This is a genomic window from Brevundimonas sp. Marseille-Q4549 (genome assembly GCF_976940555.1).
The window spans coordinates 2,248,494-2,264,605 of sequence record NZ_CDRHXG010000001.1 but is presented as its reverse complement, the minus strand read 5'-3'; the positions used below and the strand labels follow the sequence as shown (position 1 = coordinate 2,264,605).

General features: G+C 66.1%; 15 protein-coding genes and 3 tRNA genes. 14 read left to right on the top strand and 4 right to left on the bottom strand.

The window, feature by feature from the left end:
• Positions 1-25 precede the first annotated feature (25 nt).
• Positions 26-2,173 carry a sodium-translocating pyrophosphatase gene (locus ACWPV3_RS11100; RefSeq protein ID WP_453977889.1) on the top strand — a complete coding sequence of 716 codons (2,148 nt, stop codon included), beginning with the start codon at positions 26-28 and terminating at the stop codon, positions 2,171-2,173.
• A gap of 76 nt (positions 2,174-2,249) precedes the next feature.
• Here ACWPV3_RS11100 and ACWPV3_RS11095 read toward each other — a convergent pair whose 3' ends face one another.
• Positions 2,250-2,729, bottom strand: coding sequence for an outer membrane protein assembly factor BamE (locus ACWPV3_RS11095; protein ID WP_292087159.1), 480 nt, complete (start codon positions 2,727-2,729; stop codon positions 2,250-2,252).
• Between the two features lie 90 nt (positions 2,730-2,819).
• Between ACWPV3_RS11095 and ACWPV3_RS11090 the strand changes: the two genes are divergently transcribed.
• The 7 genes from ACWPV3_RS11090 (at position 2,820) to ACWPV3_RS11060 (ending at position 6,972) form a co-directional block, all read left to right on the top strand.
• Complete coding sequence (locus ACWPV3_RS11090; protein WP_453977888.1) at positions 2,820-3,356, top strand: ubiquinol-cytochrome C chaperone family protein; 537 nt, start codon at positions 2,820-2,822, stop codon at positions 3,354-3,356.
• A 5-nt stretch (positions 3,357-3,361) separates the two neighbouring features.
• On the top strand, positions 3,362-3,889 hold the full coding sequence (locus ACWPV3_RS11085; protein WP_453977887.1) for a YceD family protein: 528 nt from the start codon (positions 3,362-3,364) through the stop codon (positions 3,887-3,889).
• A gap of 99 nt (positions 3,890-3,988) precedes the next feature.
• Complete coding sequence (gene plsX / locus ACWPV3_RS11080) at positions 3,989-5,062, top strand: phosphate acyltransferase PlsX (RefSeq protein ID WP_453977886.1); 1,074 nt, start codon at positions 3,989-3,991, stop codon at positions 5,060-5,062.
• On the top strand, positions 5,059-6,036 hold the full coding sequence (locus tag ACWPV3_RS11075) for a beta-ketoacyl-ACP synthase III (protein WP_453977885.1): 978 nt from the start codon (positions 5,059-5,061) through the stop codon (positions 6,034-6,036). Before plsX ends, ACWPV3_RS11075 begins: the two co-directional genes overlap by 4 nt.
• Positions 6,037-6,113: 77 nt before the next feature.
• Positions 6,114-6,422: an integration host factor subunit alpha gene (locus ACWPV3_RS11070; protein ID WP_292176619.1), complete on the top strand. Its 309-nt coding sequence runs from the start codon at positions 6,114-6,116 to the stop codon at positions 6,420-6,422.
• 5 nt (positions 6,423-6,427) lie between these two features.
• Positions 6,428-6,835, top strand: coding sequence for a MerR family transcriptional regulator (locus ACWPV3_RS11065; protein ID WP_453977884.1), 408 nt, complete (start codon positions 6,428-6,430; stop codon positions 6,833-6,835).
• A gap of 60 nt (positions 6,836-6,895) precedes the next feature.
• Positions 6,896-6,972: transfer RNA gene (locus tag ACWPV3_RS11060), tRNA-Pro, on the top strand.
• A gap of 373 nt (positions 6,973-7,345) precedes the next feature.
• Here ACWPV3_RS11060 and ACWPV3_RS11055 read toward each other — a convergent pair.
• Positions 7,346-7,420 (bottom strand) — tRNA-Asn (locus ACWPV3_RS11055).
• Between the two features lie 62 nt (positions 7,421-7,482).
• On the opposite strand from ACWPV3_RS11055, the gene ACWPV3_RS11050 reads away from it, so the two are divergent.
• A complete protein-coding gene (locus tag ACWPV3_RS11050; protein ID WP_453977883.1) occupies positions 7,483-8,298 on the top strand; it encodes a TrmH family RNA methyltransferase in 816 nt (271 codons plus the stop codon).
• Positions 8,299-8,349: 51 nt separating this feature from the next.
• On the opposite strand, the gene ACWPV3_RS11045 is transcribed toward ACWPV3_RS11050, so the two are convergent.
• Positions 8,350-8,423, bottom strand: a tRNA-Cys gene (locus tag ACWPV3_RS11045).
• Between the two features lie 134 nt (positions 8,424-8,557).
• On the opposite strand from ACWPV3_RS11045, the gene ACWPV3_RS11040 reads away from it, so the two are divergent.
• From ACWPV3_RS11040 to ACWPV3_RS11020, 5 genes are all read left to right on the top strand, one after another.
• The gene (locus tag ACWPV3_RS11040) at positions 8,558-9,187 is read left to right on the top strand and encodes a protein-L-isoaspartate O-methyltransferase family protein (protein ID WP_453977882.1); all 630 of its coding nucleotides are present in this window, start codon (positions 8,558-8,560) and stop codon (positions 9,185-9,187) included.
• A gap of 136 nt (positions 9,188-9,323) precedes the next feature.
• A complete protein-coding gene (locus tag ACWPV3_RS11035) occupies positions 9,324-10,859 on the top strand; it encodes a TolC family outer membrane protein (protein ID WP_453977881.1) in 1,536 nt (511 codons plus the stop codon).
• Between the two features lie 134 nt (positions 10,860-10,993).
• A complete protein-coding gene (locus tag ACWPV3_RS11030; protein ID WP_453977880.1) occupies positions 10,994-11,611 on the top strand; it encodes a DUF2497 domain-containing protein in 618 nt (205 codons plus the stop codon).
• Positions 11,612-11,733: 122 nt separating this feature from the next.
• Positions 11,734-14,466, top strand: a complete 2,733-nt coding sequence (locus ACWPV3_RS11025) for a valine--tRNA ligase (RefSeq protein WP_453977879.1) — start codon at positions 11,734-11,736, stop codon at positions 14,464-14,466.
• The gene (locus ACWPV3_RS11020) at positions 14,463-15,215 is read left to right on the top strand and encodes a TlyA family RNA methyltransferase (RefSeq protein WP_453977878.1); all 753 of its coding nucleotides are present in this window, start codon (positions 14,463-14,465) and stop codon (positions 15,213-15,215) included. The genes ACWPV3_RS11025 and ACWPV3_RS11020 overlap by 4 nt, the downstream gene beginning before the upstream one ends.
• Before the next feature lie 122 nt (positions 15,216-15,337).
• On the opposite strand, the gene ACWPV3_RS11015 is transcribed toward ACWPV3_RS11020, so the two are convergent.
• Positions 15,338-16,012: a glycine zipper 2TM domain-containing protein gene (locus ACWPV3_RS11015; RefSeq protein WP_453977877.1), complete on the bottom strand. Its 675-nt coding sequence runs from the start codon at positions 16,010-16,012 to the stop codon at positions 15,338-15,340.
• Positions 16,013-16,112 lie beyond the last annotated feature (100 nt).

Sequence of the window (16,112 nt, the reverse complement as noted above, 5' to 3'; positions counted from 1 at the left end):
TGTTTGCAAGGGCATGGAAACGCCAATGACGAATTCACTGACGCTGGTCTTCGCGGCCGGTGTTCTGGCGGTGCTTTACGGCGCCGTTCAGACCGCCGCGCTGATGAAGGCGAGCACCGGCAACGACAAGATGCGAGAGATCGCATCCGCCATCCAGGAAGGTGCCTCCGCCTATCTGAAGCGGCAATACATGACCATCGGCATGGTCGGGATCGTGATCCTGATCGCCGCCTATTTCCTGATCGGTCCCTATGCGGCCATCGGCTTCCTGATCGGCGCCGTCCTGTCCGGCGCGGCGGGCTATGCGGGAATGCTGATCTCTGTGCGGGCCAACGTTCGCACGGCCCAGGCGGCCTCCGAAGGTCTGGCCAAGGGGCTGAACCTGGCGTTCCGCTCGGGCGCCATCACCGGCATGTTCGTGGCGGGCGGGGCCCTGATCGGGGTGTCGGGCTACTATATCGTGCTGACGCACCATCTGGGACTGGCCTCAACCAGCCGAGAAGTGATCGACGGGCTGGTCGCCCTGGGCTTCGGCGCCTCGCTGATCTCCATCTTCGCGCGCCTGGGCGGCGGCATCTTCACCAAGGGCGCCGACGTGGGCGGCGACATGGTGGGCAAGGTCGAGGCAGGCATTCCGGAGGATGATCCCAGAAACGCCGCGACCATCGCGGATAATGTGGGCGACAACGTCGGCGATTGCGCCGGGATGGCCGCCGATCTGTTCGAGACCTATGCGGTGACGACGGTGGCGACCATGGTTCTGGCGGCCATCTTCTTCCGTGGTCAGCCTTACGTCGATCTGATGATGGTCCTGCCGCTGGCGATCTGCGCGGTCTGCATCGTCACCTCCATTATCGGCAGCTTCTTCGTCCGGCTGGGCAAATCCAACAACATCATGGGGGCGTTGTATCAGGGGCTGATCGTCACCGGCGTCCTGTCGATCGGCGCAGTCTGGTGGGTGATCAACACCATGATCACCGGGCCGGTCGTGACCGTCGGCGGGCTGGAGATCCAGCCCATGGCCCTGTTCTGGTCCGGCATGGTCGGTCTGGCGGTGACGGCGGCCATCGTGGTCGTGACCGAATACTACACCGGCTCGGGCTTCCGTCCGGTGCGATCGGTGGCCAATGCATCCGTTTCTGGCCACGGCACGAATGTGATCCAGGGTCTGGCGGTTTCCCTTGAGGCCACGGCCTTGCCGGCCCTGACCATCATCGTCGGCATCGTGGTCAGCTTCCAACTGGCTGGTCTGTTCGGCATCGCCATCGCCACCACCACCATGCTGGGCGTGGCGGGGATGATCGTGGCGCTGGACGCCTTCGGACCCGTGACGGACAACGCCGGCGGCATCGCCGAAATGGCGGGTCTGCCCAGCGAGGTGCGTCATTCGACCGACGCCCTGGATGCGGTCGGCAACACCACCAAGGCTGTGACCAAGGGCTACGCCATCGGCTCGGCCGGTCTGGGCGCGCTGGTGCTGTTCGCCGCCTATACGTCGGATCTGCAGTACTTCTCGGCCAATCCGGCGGACTATCCCTTCTTCGCCGGGATGGGGCCGATCACCTTCGATCTGACCAACCCCTACGTCGTCGTCGGCCTGCTGTTCGGAGGGCTGCTGCCCTTCCTGTTCGGTGGCATGTCCATGATGGCGGTTGGACGTGCGGCCGAATCGGTCGTGGCGGAAGTGCGTCGCCAGTTCCGCGAGAATCCCGGCATCATGACCTACCAAGCCAAGCCGGAATACGGTCGGGCGGTCGATATTCTGACCCAAGCGGCGATTCGCGAGATGATCGTGCCGTCGCTGCTGCCCGTGCTGTCGCCCATCGTCCTGTTCGTCGCCGTCATGGCGATCTCGGACAAGGCCAACGCCTTTGCGGCCCTGGGCGCCATGCTGATGGGCGTGATCGTGACCGGCCTGTTCGTCGCCATCTCGATGACCTCGGGCGGCGGCGCATGGGACAACGCCAAGAAGGTGATCGAGGAAGGATTCACCGACAAGAACGGCGTGGTCCACGGCAAGGGATCGGAGGCCCACAAGGCCGCCGTCACCGGCGACACGGTGGGAGACCCCTACAAGGATACGTCCGGCCCGGCGGTGAACCCGATGATCAAGATCACCAACATCGTGGCCCTGTTGTTGCTGGCGGTGCTGGCCAGCGGAAGCGTCGGCTAGATCGACACGGCATCCTGGAATGAAGACGCCCCGGAGAGCGATCTCCGGGGCGTTTTTCTTTGCGCGGGTTGGATGTTCAGTCCGGGCGGCGCTGGCCCGGCGCATCCTCGTCGGTGCGCGGCAGCTGACCGCGGCCGACGTTGCCCAGCAACTGCTCGAGCACCGTCAGGGCGCGGCCGCGCGTCGGGGTCTCGTTTCGATTCATCGCGATCTGCTCGCCGTCGGCGAGGCCCAGGGTGCGGACGCCCGCCACCTTGTCGCCTGTGGGTTCGAAGGTGATTTCCGTCACCGTTCGGCTGGAGACCTTGGGCAGGTTGTAGGTGTATTTCTCGGTCGTCTGGCTGATGTAGTACCAGACCTGATTGGGCTCGAAGGTCGAGGTCGTGGACGGCGTGCCCAGCTTGGCCAGGACCGTTTCCTTGGTGTCGGTTCCAGCCACAACGTCCTGCGGCTTGGCGTCGATGGCCTGGAAGCCGTTGGAACCAATCACTGGCGCGCAAGCGGCGCTCAGTCCGGCCAGGGAGACGGCGGCGAAGATCGGTGCGAAACGGGACATGTCGGGCGCCTGCGAGAGAACAAGGTCTTTGACCTAGACGGACCTGCGTCCTAGTTCAACGGCGCGGCGGAAAAGGGGCCGCTGAAATCCATGTTGAAAAACCTGTTCAAACCTCGGTTGCGCGCCCGTATCGGCGACGACCTGTACGCCAAGGCCGTAGCCCAGGCGCGCAATGTCGCCTTCTACACCCGTCTGGGCGTGGCGGATCGGATCGATGCACGGTTCGAACTCTACACCCTGCACGTCCTGCTGCTGGTGCTGCGCCTGCGCGACGAAAACACGGCCCAGGGGCAGGAGGCGGCGCAGGATCTGTTCGACATCTATGTCTCCGCCCTGGACCATGTCCTGCGCGAGGAAGGCGTCGGCGACGTCGCGGTCGGCAAGAAGATGCGCAAGCTGGGCGAGGCGCTGTACGGCCGCATGGCCGCCTATGAGCCGCCGCTGCGCGCCGATGATCCAGCCGCCTTGACCCAAGCCCTGGCGCGCAACGTCTATGCGCAGGATGGGGCGCAAGACGGTGCAGAACACGCGGCGGCCCTGGCGGCCTATGCATTGACGGCGCGCGCCGCTCTGGCGGTGCAGACATTCAAGGCGCTGCAGGCCGCGCCGGCCTGGCCCGAGGTTTGAGATACATGAGCACGCCCCCCCTTCCTTTCAGCGATCCGGTGCGAATCAACCAGATCGGCGCCGGTCTGGAACGCACCCTGACGCCTGACCCAGAGGCGATCCGCCGAATCGCCCGCGCGCTGGATTTGCAGGCGCTGGACGGTTTCACTGCGGAACTGAGCCTGGCGCCGACGCCCTCGACCCGCGAATGGACGCTGAAGGGGCGGGTGCGCGCCCATGCGGTCCAGACCTGCGGAATCACCCTGGAGCCGCTGCCGGTCGATGTGGATCGACGCTTCTCGATCCAGCTGGCCGAGGCCGCGCCCGAACAGACCGATGAAATCGAGGTCTCGCTGGACGAGGACGACGCCGACCTGATCGAAGACGGCAAGATCGACCTTGGCCAATATGCGGTCGAGCAACTGGCGCTGGCGCTGGACCCGTTCCCGCGCAAGCCCGGCGCGACCTTTGTCCAGCCGGAGGAGCCTGCGGAAATCTCACCCTTTGCAGCCCTGAAGGCGCTGAAGCCACGCGACGGCGAAGGCCGAGGTTGACGTAAGGTCCGGGTGGTTGCATCCCCCGCCGTCGGCGCTATCGTGCCGCGCCCCTATCGAGCGTCGCGCGACAAGACGACGCGGCCAAACGAGGTCCATTTGCCCACCCCAGTTACGATCTCGCTTGACGCCATGGGCGGCGATCACGGGCCGTCCGTCGTCGTTCCCGGCGTGAAGAGCTACGTTCAGACCCATGGCGGCGAGGGTGTCCGCTTCCTGCTGCATGGTGACGAAGTTCGGATCGCGACCGAACTGGCGCGCTGCGGCCTGTCGCGGGACGGGATCGAAATCCGCCACACCGACAAGATGGTGGCCATGGACGAAAAGCCGGCCCAGGCCATGCGGCGGGGCAAGGGCTCCAGCCTTTGGAACGCCATCGAGGCGGTGAAGACAGGGGAGGCGGGCGGCGTCGTCTCGGCCGGCAACACCGGCGCCCTGATGGCGATCGCCAAGCTGATCCTGCGGATGTCGGCGCCGGGGTTGGAGCGTCCGGCCATCGTCGCCAGCTGGCCGACCTTCAAGGGCCACACGGCGGTTCTGGACGTCGGCGCCAATATTGGCAGCGACGCCGAACAGCTGGTCGAATTCGCCATCATGGGCGAGGCCTTCCAGACGGCGGTGCACGGCGTAAAGCGACCTGCCATCGGCCTGCTCAATGTCGGATCCGAGGACATGAAGGGCAACGAACAGGTCAAGGAGGCCCACGCCATTCTGCGCGACGGCCCGTTCGATCTGAACTATCACGGCTTCGTCGAAGGCGACGACATCGCAAAGGGCACGGTGGATGTGGTCGTCACCGACGGTTTCACCGGCAACATCGCCCTGAAGACCGCCGAGGGCACGGCCCGCTATATCTCGGGCCTGCTGAAGGAGGCCCTGAGCTCCAACCTCCAGGCCAAGCTGGGCGCGGTCATCGCCATGCCCGCCCTGAAGAAGATGCGCCAGAAGATCGACCCCAGCGCGATCAACGGCGGCCCTCTGCTCGGCTTGAACGGCATCGTGGTGAAAAGCCACGGCGGCGCCGACGCCAAGGGTTTCGGCAACGCCATCCGCATCGCGGTCGATCTGGCGCGCAGCGACTACATGATCAAGGTGGGCGCCAACCTGGGCAAGCTGGACGCCCTGTTCGACCATTCCACGCCGTCCGCCACCGCCGGAGAATCCCCTCAGTGAGCGTCACCCGCAGCGTCGTCACCGGCGTCGGCTCCTATCTTCCGGAGTTGATCGTCACCAACGCCGACCTGGCCAAGGTCGTCGATACCTCCGACGAATGGATCCAGGAGCGCACCGGCATCAAGCAGCGCCACAAGGCGCGCGACGACCAGCCGACCAGCGACCTGGCCGTCGAGGCCGCCAGGAAGGCTCTGGCCGACGCGGGCAAGGCCGCGGCGGACGTCGATCTGATCATCGTCGCCACGACGACGCCGGACATGACCTTTCCGGCGGTCGCCGCCATCGTCCAGGCCAAGCTGGGGGCGCCCGTGGGGGTGGCCTTCGATGTGCAAGCCGTCTGCTCGGGCTTTGTCTATGCGCTGAGCGTCGCCGACGGCTTCGTCGCGCGCGGTCTGTCGAAGTGCGCCCTGGTGATCGGGGCCGAGGAAATGACCCGCTTGATGGACTGGACCGATCGGACGACGTGCGTCCTGTTCGGCGACGGGGCCGGCGCCGTGGTCCTGGAGCCGCGCGAAGGGCAGGGGACCGCCGAGGATCAGGGCATGCTGGGCTTCGCTCTGCGCGCCGACGGGTCAAAGACCGATCTGCTCTACGTCGATGGCGGCCCGGCGACGACCGGCACGGTCGGCCACCTGCGAATGGCGGGCAATCAGGTTTTCCGTCATGCCGTGGTCAACATCGCCGAAGGCATCACCGCCGCCTGCGCCGCAGCCGGCATCCAGATCGCCGATGTCGACTGGTTCGTACCGCACCAGGCCAATCAACGCATCATCAAGGGCGTCGGCGACCGGTTGGGCCTGGACGAGAACAAGGTGATCTCGACCGTGGCCGTGCACGCCAACACCTCGGCCGCCTCCATCCCGTTGGCGCTGGATGCGGCGATCAAGGACGGCCGGATCAGGAAGGGCGACATGGTCCTTCTGGAGGCCATGGGCGGCGGCCTGACCTGGGGCGCCTGCGCCCTGCGGCTTTAAGACCCCTTGGGGCATTGATTTTCCGGGCTCTTTGCGGCCCTATGATTTCGAGCAGGTCTCACCACAGCGGGGATAGGATGGCAGGCCAACAGACGGTGACGCGCGCGGACCTCTGCGAGGCCGTGCATGAAGAGGTCGGTCTGTCGCGTCAGGAGTGTTCGGCCCTGGTCGAGCGCACGCTGGAGTTGATCGTGGAATCCCTGGAACGCGGGGATACGGTCAAGCTGTCGGGCTTCGGCGTCTTTCAGGTGCGAGAGAAGCGCGCCCGTATGGGCCGCAACCCCAAGACCGGCGAACCGGCGGCGATCAATCCACGTCGGGTCATCAGCTTCCGGGCCTCCCAGATCATGAAGAGCCGGGTTCACGACGCCGTCGTCGAGGGCTGAGGTCGGTGGCCAAGAGCGCCGGGGCCTTTCGCACGATTTCGGAAGCGGCCGACGAGGTCGGCGTCCCTCAGCACGTCCTGCGGTTCTGGGAAACCAAGTTCACCTTCATTTCACCGGTGAAGCGAGCCGGCGGCCGACGATTCTATCGCCCGCAGGACATCGCCGTTCTCCAGTCGATCAAACGGTTGCTGCACGACGACGGCCTGACGATTCGCGGTGTGCAGCGCCTGCACAAGGATCAGGGTCTGAAGAAGCTGATCGGCGCAGAGGCCGTCGCCCTGATCGAGGACGGCGAAGTGACGCCACCGGCTGCGATTCATGAAAATTCCGCCGTCCATCCGGCGCGTCTTGGGCTGATCCTGACCGATCTGGAGGCCGCGAAGGCCCGATTGGACGCCGTTCTCGATCGGTAGGTGGAAAACCTGCTTTTAGCGTTTGCGGCGCGCGAAACCCCCGTCTATAGGGAGCGCCTTCGGAGCGTGGCGCAGCCTGGTAGCGCACTTGACTGGGGGTCAAGGGGTCGCAGGTTCGAATCCTGTCGCTCCGACCATCTGGATCCTTGATTTGGAATGGTCTCAAGGGGTCGCCTGTTGGCGACCCCTTTGCAATTGGGGCCGTGTGTAGGCCCTTCCTGGAGCAGGCGCTCTCTCGGGCGCTCGTTGCGTCCGGCCCATCTGAGGCCGCTCCGTGTTTCTCTTCAGGTCCAAACGGAGCGAGAGAGACGTTTCACGCTCAATCGAAAGCCGGCGAACTGGATGACCAGCCTGGGAATCAAGCTTCATCGACCGCGTGGCGCACGCCTTTCAGACGGTCGACGCCTGAGAGCCGTGCGGCTGATGCCGATCTCATGTCACGAGGGGAAGTCGGGGTGATTTTCATGGGCTGCCGAGTGTTTGAAACTTCAGCGCCAGAAATACCCCGAGTGGCTCCGCGGGTAGGATTCGAACCTACGACCAGCCGATTAACAGTCGGCTGCTCTACCACTGAGCTACCGCGGAACTGCTCGGGAGGCGGGCCTATAGCAGCGGCTCTTGGATTCGTGCAACGGGAAAAACGCGTCATGAATCAGATAATCGTCTCCGACCCCGCCGACCCCCGTATCGCCGCCTTTCGCGATATCCGAGAGCGCGACCTGACGGGCCGCGAAGGTCTGTTCATCGCCGAGGGCGAGGTGGTGGTGCGGGTGCTGACCTCGCATGCGTCACGCTGCAGGGTGCGCGCCCTGTTGCTGGCCGAGAAGCGGGCGCAGGGCCTTGCGGATGTGATCGCCGGCCTCTCGGATCAGACGCCGGTCTATATCGCGAGCCAAGCCGTGCTGGACCGGATTGCGGGCTTCCCCCTCCATCGCGGCATCCTGGCGCTGGGTGAAAAGCCGGAGGTTTTGACGTTGGACGCCAGTATCCGTGATCCACAGCGGAAGGATGTCTTCGTCGTCGCGGCCGGCATCGGCAATCACGACAACATGGGCGGCCTGTTCCGCAACGCCGCCGCATTCGGGGCGCGGGCAGTGCTGCTGGATCAGACCTGCTGCGACCCGTTCTACCGCAAGGCCATTCGCGTCTCGGCTGGCGCAGTGTTGCGCACGCCTTTCGCCATGGGCGATTCAGCGCTGACCCTGGTCGAGACGTTGAAAGCGGCCGGCGTCGAGGTTCTGGCCCTGACGCCGTCGGCGACGACCCGCCTGGCCGACTATCGCCGAAATGGACCCGTCGCCGTGGTGTTGGGCTCCGAAGGGCCCGGGTTGCCGCCTGAGGTCATAGGGCGCTGCACCGCCGTCGGCATTCCGATGGCGGGTGGATTCGATTCGCTGAACGTGGCTGCGACCAGCGCTGTGGCCCTGCATCACCTGACCACGCCCGTCCTGTCCGGCGGCTGAAGCGAAAAGGGCGCGAACCCTGCGGTCCGCGCCCTTTGCCGTAGTCTGCGATGGAGGCCTGACCGGGAATCGAACCCGGGTGCAAGGATTTGCAGTCCTCTGCGTCACCACTCCGCCATCAGGCCGCTTTCGACCCGGAAATCTCCGGGGGCGGTCATCGCGAGGGGCGTTCGCTATCAGATCGGATTGTCCGCTGCAACGCACGGACCTATAAGCGCGCCAGAATTCCTCCCGGATCATCGTCAAAGGCTGTTTACAGATGGATTTCACCGCCGAGCGCAAGGCCATGGTCGACTCGCAGGTGCGGGTGAACGACGTCACCAACCACGAAATCCATCTGGCCATGATGGAGGTTGCGCGTGAAACGTTCTGCGCACCGGACCGCGCCTTCGCCGCCTATTCCGAAGAGGCGGTGAAGATCGCCGGCGATCGTCGGCTCATGCCCGCGCGCGATGTCGCCAAGCTGTTGCAGGCCGCCGCGCCGCGGGCAGGGGAGACCGCCCTGGCCATCGCCGCCCCCTACGCGGCCGCCGTCTTGGCCCGCATCGGCTTGAAGGTCACGGCCCAGGAATCGGACGCGGCCGTGTTCGAGGTGATCGGAGCGGCGCTGGAGGCGGAAGGCGTCCAGACGGTCGTCGCCCCCCTGGCTCAGCCCAGCGGTCAAGGCCTGGACCTGATCGTCAGCGAAGGCGGGATCGCCGATCTGCCCAAGACCTGGGGCGAGGCCCTGCGGACCGGCGGCCGGATGGTTCTGGTCGAACGTCGCGGCCCGATCGGCAAGGCGGCGCTGTTCATCAAGGGCGAGCAAGGCCTGTCGCGTCGTGAATTGTTCGATTCCTCGCCTGCGGTCCTTGCCGAGTTGACGCCGGCGCCCACTTTCTCGCTCTAGTGCGACGCCGAATCGCGCGACGGGCTTCTTGGCCCGCTGCGTGAAAAAAACTTAACTGGCGTGTGGTGAGATCAAGCCGCAGTTACGCTGGTGAACATTCAGGCGTCCCGTCGGGGGCGTCGGTCAAGGACGAACGATGTTGAAACGCTCGCGTGTGCTGGCTTCGGCCGCAGTGGTCGCTCTTGTGACGGGGCTGGGCGCGCCCGCCTGGGCCGAAACGTTGAAGGACGCCATCGCCCTGGCCTATCAGACCAATCCCAACCTGTTGGCTCAGCGCGCCAGCCAGCGGGCGTTGGACGAAACGGTCGTCCAGGCGCGTTCGGGCCTGCGCCCCACGCTCGGCGCCTCGGCCGGCGTCAGTTATACGCGCAGCGATTTTCCGCCGGTGACGCAGTTCGTCGACACCAACAACGACGGCATACCGGACACCCAGATCACCACCCGTTCGTCCGACAGCAATTCAGGCAACGTGGGCGTCAGCCTGTCGCAGAACATCTGGACCGCCGGGCGCGTCGCCCGCGCCATCGACCAGGCCCAGGCCGGCGTCCTGGCCGGACGTGAGAACCTGCGCAGCGTCGAACAATCGGTGATGTTGTCGGTCATCCAGGCCTATGTGAGCGTCAACCGCGACATGCAGATTCTGGCCATCCGCCAGGAGAACCTGCGCGTCCTTCAGCGTCAGTTGGAAGAGACCAGCGCCCGATTCGAGGTCGGCGAGATCACCCGTACCGACGTGGCCCAGGCGGAAGCGTCCCTGGCCCAGTCGCAGTCGGATCTGGCCAACGCCCAGGCCCAGCTTTCGACCTCGCGCGCGACCTACGCCGCCGTGGTGGGGCAGTCGCCAACCGAACTGGAGGCGGCCCCAGTCTTGCCAGCCGTTCCGACCGACTTCGACGCCGCGATGGAGACCGCCCTTCAACGCAACCCGGGCGTCCTGGCCGCCACCTACCGTCAGCAGGGCGCCGAGGCCGCCGTGGCGGCGGCGCGGGCTGAATATCTGCCCTCCATCCGGGCCACGGCCTCTTACGGCGGGGCGACGAACGACCTGCGCGACCTGGGCGAATTGGCCGATCGTCGCAGCTTCACGGCCGGCGCGACGCTTTCGGTGCCGCTGTTCACCGGCGGGCTGAACCGTTCGCGCGTCGCCCAGGCGCTGGAACAGGCCAACGCCGCCCAGATCAATGTCGAAGCTCAACGCCGCGAAGTCCTGCAAAGCGTCAGCGCCGCCTACGCCCAGGTCCTGTCGGCCCGCGCCGGCGTCGCGGCGGGCGAAGAGGCGGTGCGCGCCGCTTCGGTCGCGGCCGAGGGCGTCCGCCAGGAAGCCCAGGTGGGCCTGCGCACCACCCTGGACGTGCTGAACCAGGAAGTGACGCTGCGCGCCTCGCAGACGGGTTTGGCCACCGCACGCGCCGCCGAATATGTGGCGCGCGCCTCGTTGCTGGCCGCCATGGGGCAGTTGGAAGGGCCGGCGCTGAATCCTGCGGTCGAGACTTACGATCCGAAGGCGAATTACGACCGTGTTCAGGGACGCGGCGGCTTGCCGTGGGACGGGGTGGTCGAGACGCTGGACCGCGTGGCGTCGCCGCCGATCGTCGGCGCCGTGGACGCGCCGGACGCACCGATCGACGCCCAGCTCAAGAGCGAGGTCGTGCGCACCGCGCCCCGGAACTGACCGACGTCCGTCGGCGGCGGCGGAAATCGCCGTTGATTCCGGCGAGCGTTGATGCGACGACAAGAATCCGGCATCGGTCGCGCGTGCGTGTTCCGACGTCGATCTTTCCCGAAGGTCTCGCCCAAGGCTAACCCATGACCGACCAATCCGCTCAGGAACCGACCATGGAAGAGATCCTGGCGTCGATTCGCCGGATCATCTCCGAAGACGAGGCCCCTGCGGAAACGGCGGCTGCGCCCGCAGCGCCGTCGGAACCAGAGGCCACGCCTGTCGTGGAGACGTCTTCGGCGGAAGCCGTGGTCAAAGCGCCGGTCGAGGTCGCCGCGCCCGCCGAAGCGGCGGTTGAAGAAGACGTCCTGGAACTGACGGACCGTTACGAGACGACCGCGCCCGCCAGCATAGGCGATCTGGATGTGCTCGAGACGGCGGACGAGCCCTTTCCGGAGGACCCGTATCAACCTCAAGTCGAGCAACCCGCCGCGCCCGCTCCTGCCTATGATTCCCTGGTCGGCGACAGCGCCGCCGCCAGCGCCGCCTCGGCCTTCGCCGGCCTGGCCGCCAGCTTCAAAAAGCCAGAGCCGATGGCTGCCGCCCCAACCAACGAAATGCCCTTCGTCAGCGGCAACACCGTCGAGGCCATGGTCGCCGAGATGCTGCGCCCCATGTTGAAGGACTGGCTGGACGCCAATCTGCCCGGCATCGTTCAGGCGGCGGTACAGAAGGAAGTCGAACGCATCGCGCGCAGCGCCTAGCCCTTCGCCTCAGCCCAGACTAGTCCGAGGGGCGGCTCCTGAAGGGGCCGCCTTTCTGCATTTTCGATATGCTCAAGGAGCGACGCGCCGCGCGCGGAGCGTTAGCAACAAAGAAGTCCCCGATGCTTGAGAAGACTTTCGAACCCCAGGCCGCCGAGCCTCGTCTCTACGCCCAGTGGGAGGAGAGCGGCCTGTTCGCGCCCCGCACCGACGGCGCGGCCGAGGCCTATTCGATCGTCATTCCGCCGCCGAACGTGACCGGCAGCCTGCATATCGGCCATGCGCTGAACAACACCCTGCAGGACATCCTGGCCCGCTATCACCGGATGAAGGGCAAGGCGGTGCTCTGGCTGCCGGGCACGGACCACGCCGGCATCGCCACACAGATGGTGGTCGAGCGTCAGCTGGCCGCCGCCGGCAACGTCGGCCGCCGCGACATGGGCCGCGACGCCTTCATCGAGAAAATCTGGGAATGGAAGGCCGAAAGCGGCGGGACCATCGTGCGCCAGCTGCGCCGTCTGGGCGCGTCATGCGACTGGTCGCGTGAGCGGTTCACTCTGGACGAGGGGCTGAACGCCGCCGTCCGCAAGGTCTTCGTGCAACTGCACAAGGAAGGTCTGATCTACCGCGACAAGCGGCTGGTGAACTGGGACCCGCATTTCCAGACCGCGATTTCCGATCTGGAGGTCGAGCAGCGCGAGGTGGACGGCGCCTATTGGCACTTCGCCTATCCGCTGGCGGACGGCGTGACCTATGAACACCCCGTCGCTTTCGACGAGGACGGCAAGGCGACGGAGTGGGAAACACGCGACTTCATCGTCGTCGCCACGACCCGGCCCGAGACCATGCTGGGCGACACCGGCGTGGCCGTTCATCCGGAGGACGAGCGGTATGCGGGTCTGGTCGGCAAGTTCGTGACCCTGCCGATCACCGGCCGTCGCATCCCCATCGTCGCCGACGACTATGCCGATCCGACCAAGGGGTCTGGCGCGGTCAAAATCACCCCTGCGCACGACTTCAACGACTTCGGCGTCGGCAAGCGGGCAGGGCTGGCGGCCTTGAACATTCTGGACGCCTTTGCGCGCATCGTCGCCGACGAGGCGCCTGAAATCCCGGCTGAAGTGATCGGCCTCGACCGCTTCGCCGCGCGCAAGGCCATCGTCGCCCGCGCCGAGGAAGAAGGCTGGCTGCGCGAGATCGAGAAGACCAAACACGTCGCCCCGCACGGCGACCGTTCGGGCGTGGTCATCGAGCCGTGGCTGACGGACCAGTGGTACGTCGACGCCAAGGTTCTGGCCCAGCCCGCGCTGAGGGCGGTGGAGCAGGGCGAGACGGTGTTCGAGCCCAAGTCGTACGAGAAAATCTACTTCGAATGGCTGCGCAATATCGAGCCGTGGTGCATTTCGCGCCAGCTGTGGTGGGGCCACCGCATCCCGGCCTGGTACGGCCCGAACGGCGAAATCTATGTCGCCGAAACGGAAGCCGACGCGCGCGAACAGGCGATGGCGGACTATGATTCCGAGGTCGCCCTGACCCAGGACGAGGACGTTCTGGACACCTGGTTCTCCTCGGCCCTGTGGCCGTTCTCGACCATGGGTTGGCCCGAGAAGACCGAGGATCTGGAGCGGTTCTATCCGACCAGCGACCTGGTCACGGCGGCGGACATCATCTTCTTCTGGGTCGCCCGGATGATGATGATGGGCCTGCACTTCATGGACGGCGAGGTCCCGTTCAAGCGGGTCATCATCAACGGTCTGGTCCGCGACGAGAAGGGCCAGAAGATGAGTAAATCCAAGGGGAACGTCATCGACCCCCTGGGCATCATCGACGAACTGGGCGCCGATCCGTTGCGCTTCACCATGGCCATCCTGTCGGGCACGCGCGACATCAAACTGTCGAAACAGCGGATCGAGGGTTATCGCAACTTCGGCACCAAGCTGTGGAACGCCGCCCGCTTCAGCCAGATGAACGAGGCGCGCCGCGTCGAGGGCTTCGATCCGGCGACCGTCGAACAGACGATCAACCGCTGGATCAGAGGCGAACTGACCAAGGCCGAACGCGCCGTGTCCGACGCCATCGAGGGCGGGCGGTTCGACGATGCGGCGGGCGCCCTGTACCGCTTTGTCTGGAACGTCTTCTGCGACTGGTATCTGGAACTGGCCAAGCCCGTCTTCCAGGGATCGGACGAGGCCGCCAAGGCCGAAACGCGCGCCATGACCGCCTGGACGCTGGACCAGACGCTGAAGCTGCTGCACCCGGTCATGCCCTTCATCACCGAGGAGCTGTGGGCCGAACTGGGCAAGGAAGGCCCGGCCCGTGAAGGTCTGCTGATCGGCGCCGAGTGGCCCGTGCTGCCGGATGCCTTCATCGACGCCTCGGCCGAGGCCGAGATCGGCTGGCTGGTCGATCTGGTCAGTGAAATCCGGGGCCTGCGCGCCGAGATGAACGTGCCGCCGTCGGCCAAGCCGCCGCTGGCCTTCGTCGCGCCCGACACCGTGACCGCCGAACGCATCGCCCGTCACCGCGACCTGATCCTGACCCTGGGCCGGGTGTCCGAGGTCGGCTCGGCGGACGCGCCCCCGACGGGCGCCGTGACCTTCGTCTCCGGCGGTTCGACCGTCGCCCTGTCGCTGGCGGGCATCATCGACCTGACCGCCGAACGGGCGCGTCTGGAAAAGGAGATCGCCGCCTTCGACAGCGACATCGGCCATGTGAACAAGAAGCTGGGCAACCCCAACTTCGTCGCCCGCGCCGCGGCGGAAGTGGTGGACGAACAGCGCGCCAAACTGGCCGAGGCCGAGGCCGGCAAGGTCAAGCTGCAGGCGGCGCTGGCCCGGCTCAGCGAGATCGGGTGAAGTCCCGCATCGATCAGCTTCTGGTCGCGCGCGGTCTGTTCGACAGCCGCGCGCGGGCCAGGGCGGCGATCGAGGCCGGTCTGGTCCTCGCCGACGGCGTGGCGGTGCAGAAGCCGTCCGAGCAGGTGGACGAGGACGCCGTGCTGGAGGCCCAGCCCGCGCACCGCTGGGTCGGACGCGGCGCGCTGAAACTGGATCATGCGCTGGACCTGTGGCCGATTGCGGTCGAGGGACGGGTGGCGCTGGACGTCGGCGCCTCGACCGGCGGCTTCACCGAAGTCTGTCTGGATCGCGGCGCGGCGCGGGTCTTCGCCGTGGATGTCGGTTTCGGCCAGATGCACGACCGGGTCGCGGACGATCCGCGCGTGGTCAATCTGGAGCGGACGGACGCCCGCGACCTGAACCCTGACCTGATCCCGCAGGCGCCCTCCCTGATCGTCTGCGACGCCAGCTTCATCAGCCTGTCGAAGGTGCTGCCCGCCGCTTTGGCGCTGGCGGCGGGCGACGCCGATCTGGTGACGCTGGTGAAGCCCCAGTTCGAGGCGGACGGCCCCGGCGGCGGCGGCAAGAAGGGGGTGGTCAAGGACCCCCAGGCCCATGTGGCGGCGGTTCAGCGGGTTTCCGACTGGCTGGAAAGCGTCGGCTGGACCGTGCAGGCCACGACCGAAAGCCCGATCACGGGCGGCGACGGCAATGTCGAATTCCTGCTCTGGGCCAAGAGGGCCTCAAGCAGCGCGACCGCGCGATAGGCCCCCAACAACGGCCTCAAGTAGCGCGACTGCGCGATAGGCCCCTCAACAAAGAGAAACCACCGGAGGATTGATCCTCCGGCGGCTCCCGTCACATCGTCGATCGACAGGGGGGCTGAAAATTAATCGACGACGCGATAGCGGCCGTACTGGTCGGGGCAGGTGCGGACATAGCGGGTGTCCGTGCGACCATCGGGCAGACGGATGCGGCTTTCAGCCAGGCGGCATCCGTCGGTATTCTGATAGTTTCCGACCGGGCGATCATTGTAATAGCCGCCACGGTCGTAGGCGTAGTCTTCACGGCGGTCGTAATCGCTGTAGCCGTAGCCATAGCCTTGATCGCCGGTATAGCGGTTGTCGTAGTAGCTGTAGGTCGGCTCGCTGTAACCGTAGCCTTGAGAATAGCCGTTGTAGCCGTTGTAGCCGTTGCTCTGATAGCTGCGGCAGGCGTCGGAGCTGGAGCGGCCGACCTGGGATCCCACCACGGCGCCGAGCACGCCGCCCAGGATGCTGCCTTCGGTGCGACGACCGCGCGCGGCCAGCTGCGAACCGATGACGGCGCCCGCGCCGCCGCCGATCACCGCGCCGGCGCCGGTCCGGCCCTGACGCTCACGCGCGCACGGATCGTAGCCATAGCCGCGGTTTGAATAGTCGTAGGAGGGGCCATAGGCGCCGGTGCCGTAATTTCGCGCCTGACCGTAGCTGTAGTAGGTCTGGGCAGAGGCGGCGAGCGGCGCGACAGTAACGCCCAGCGCCAGGGCGGCGACAGCGGCCAGCGATGTTTTCGAGATACGCATATTCCAACCCCTTCGAGGACCGGACCAATTCCGTAACCGCATAACGGCGAAGCCTCGCGTCTGTTGCAAGAATGATTAATCGCCCGAAGCTGAACGGTGT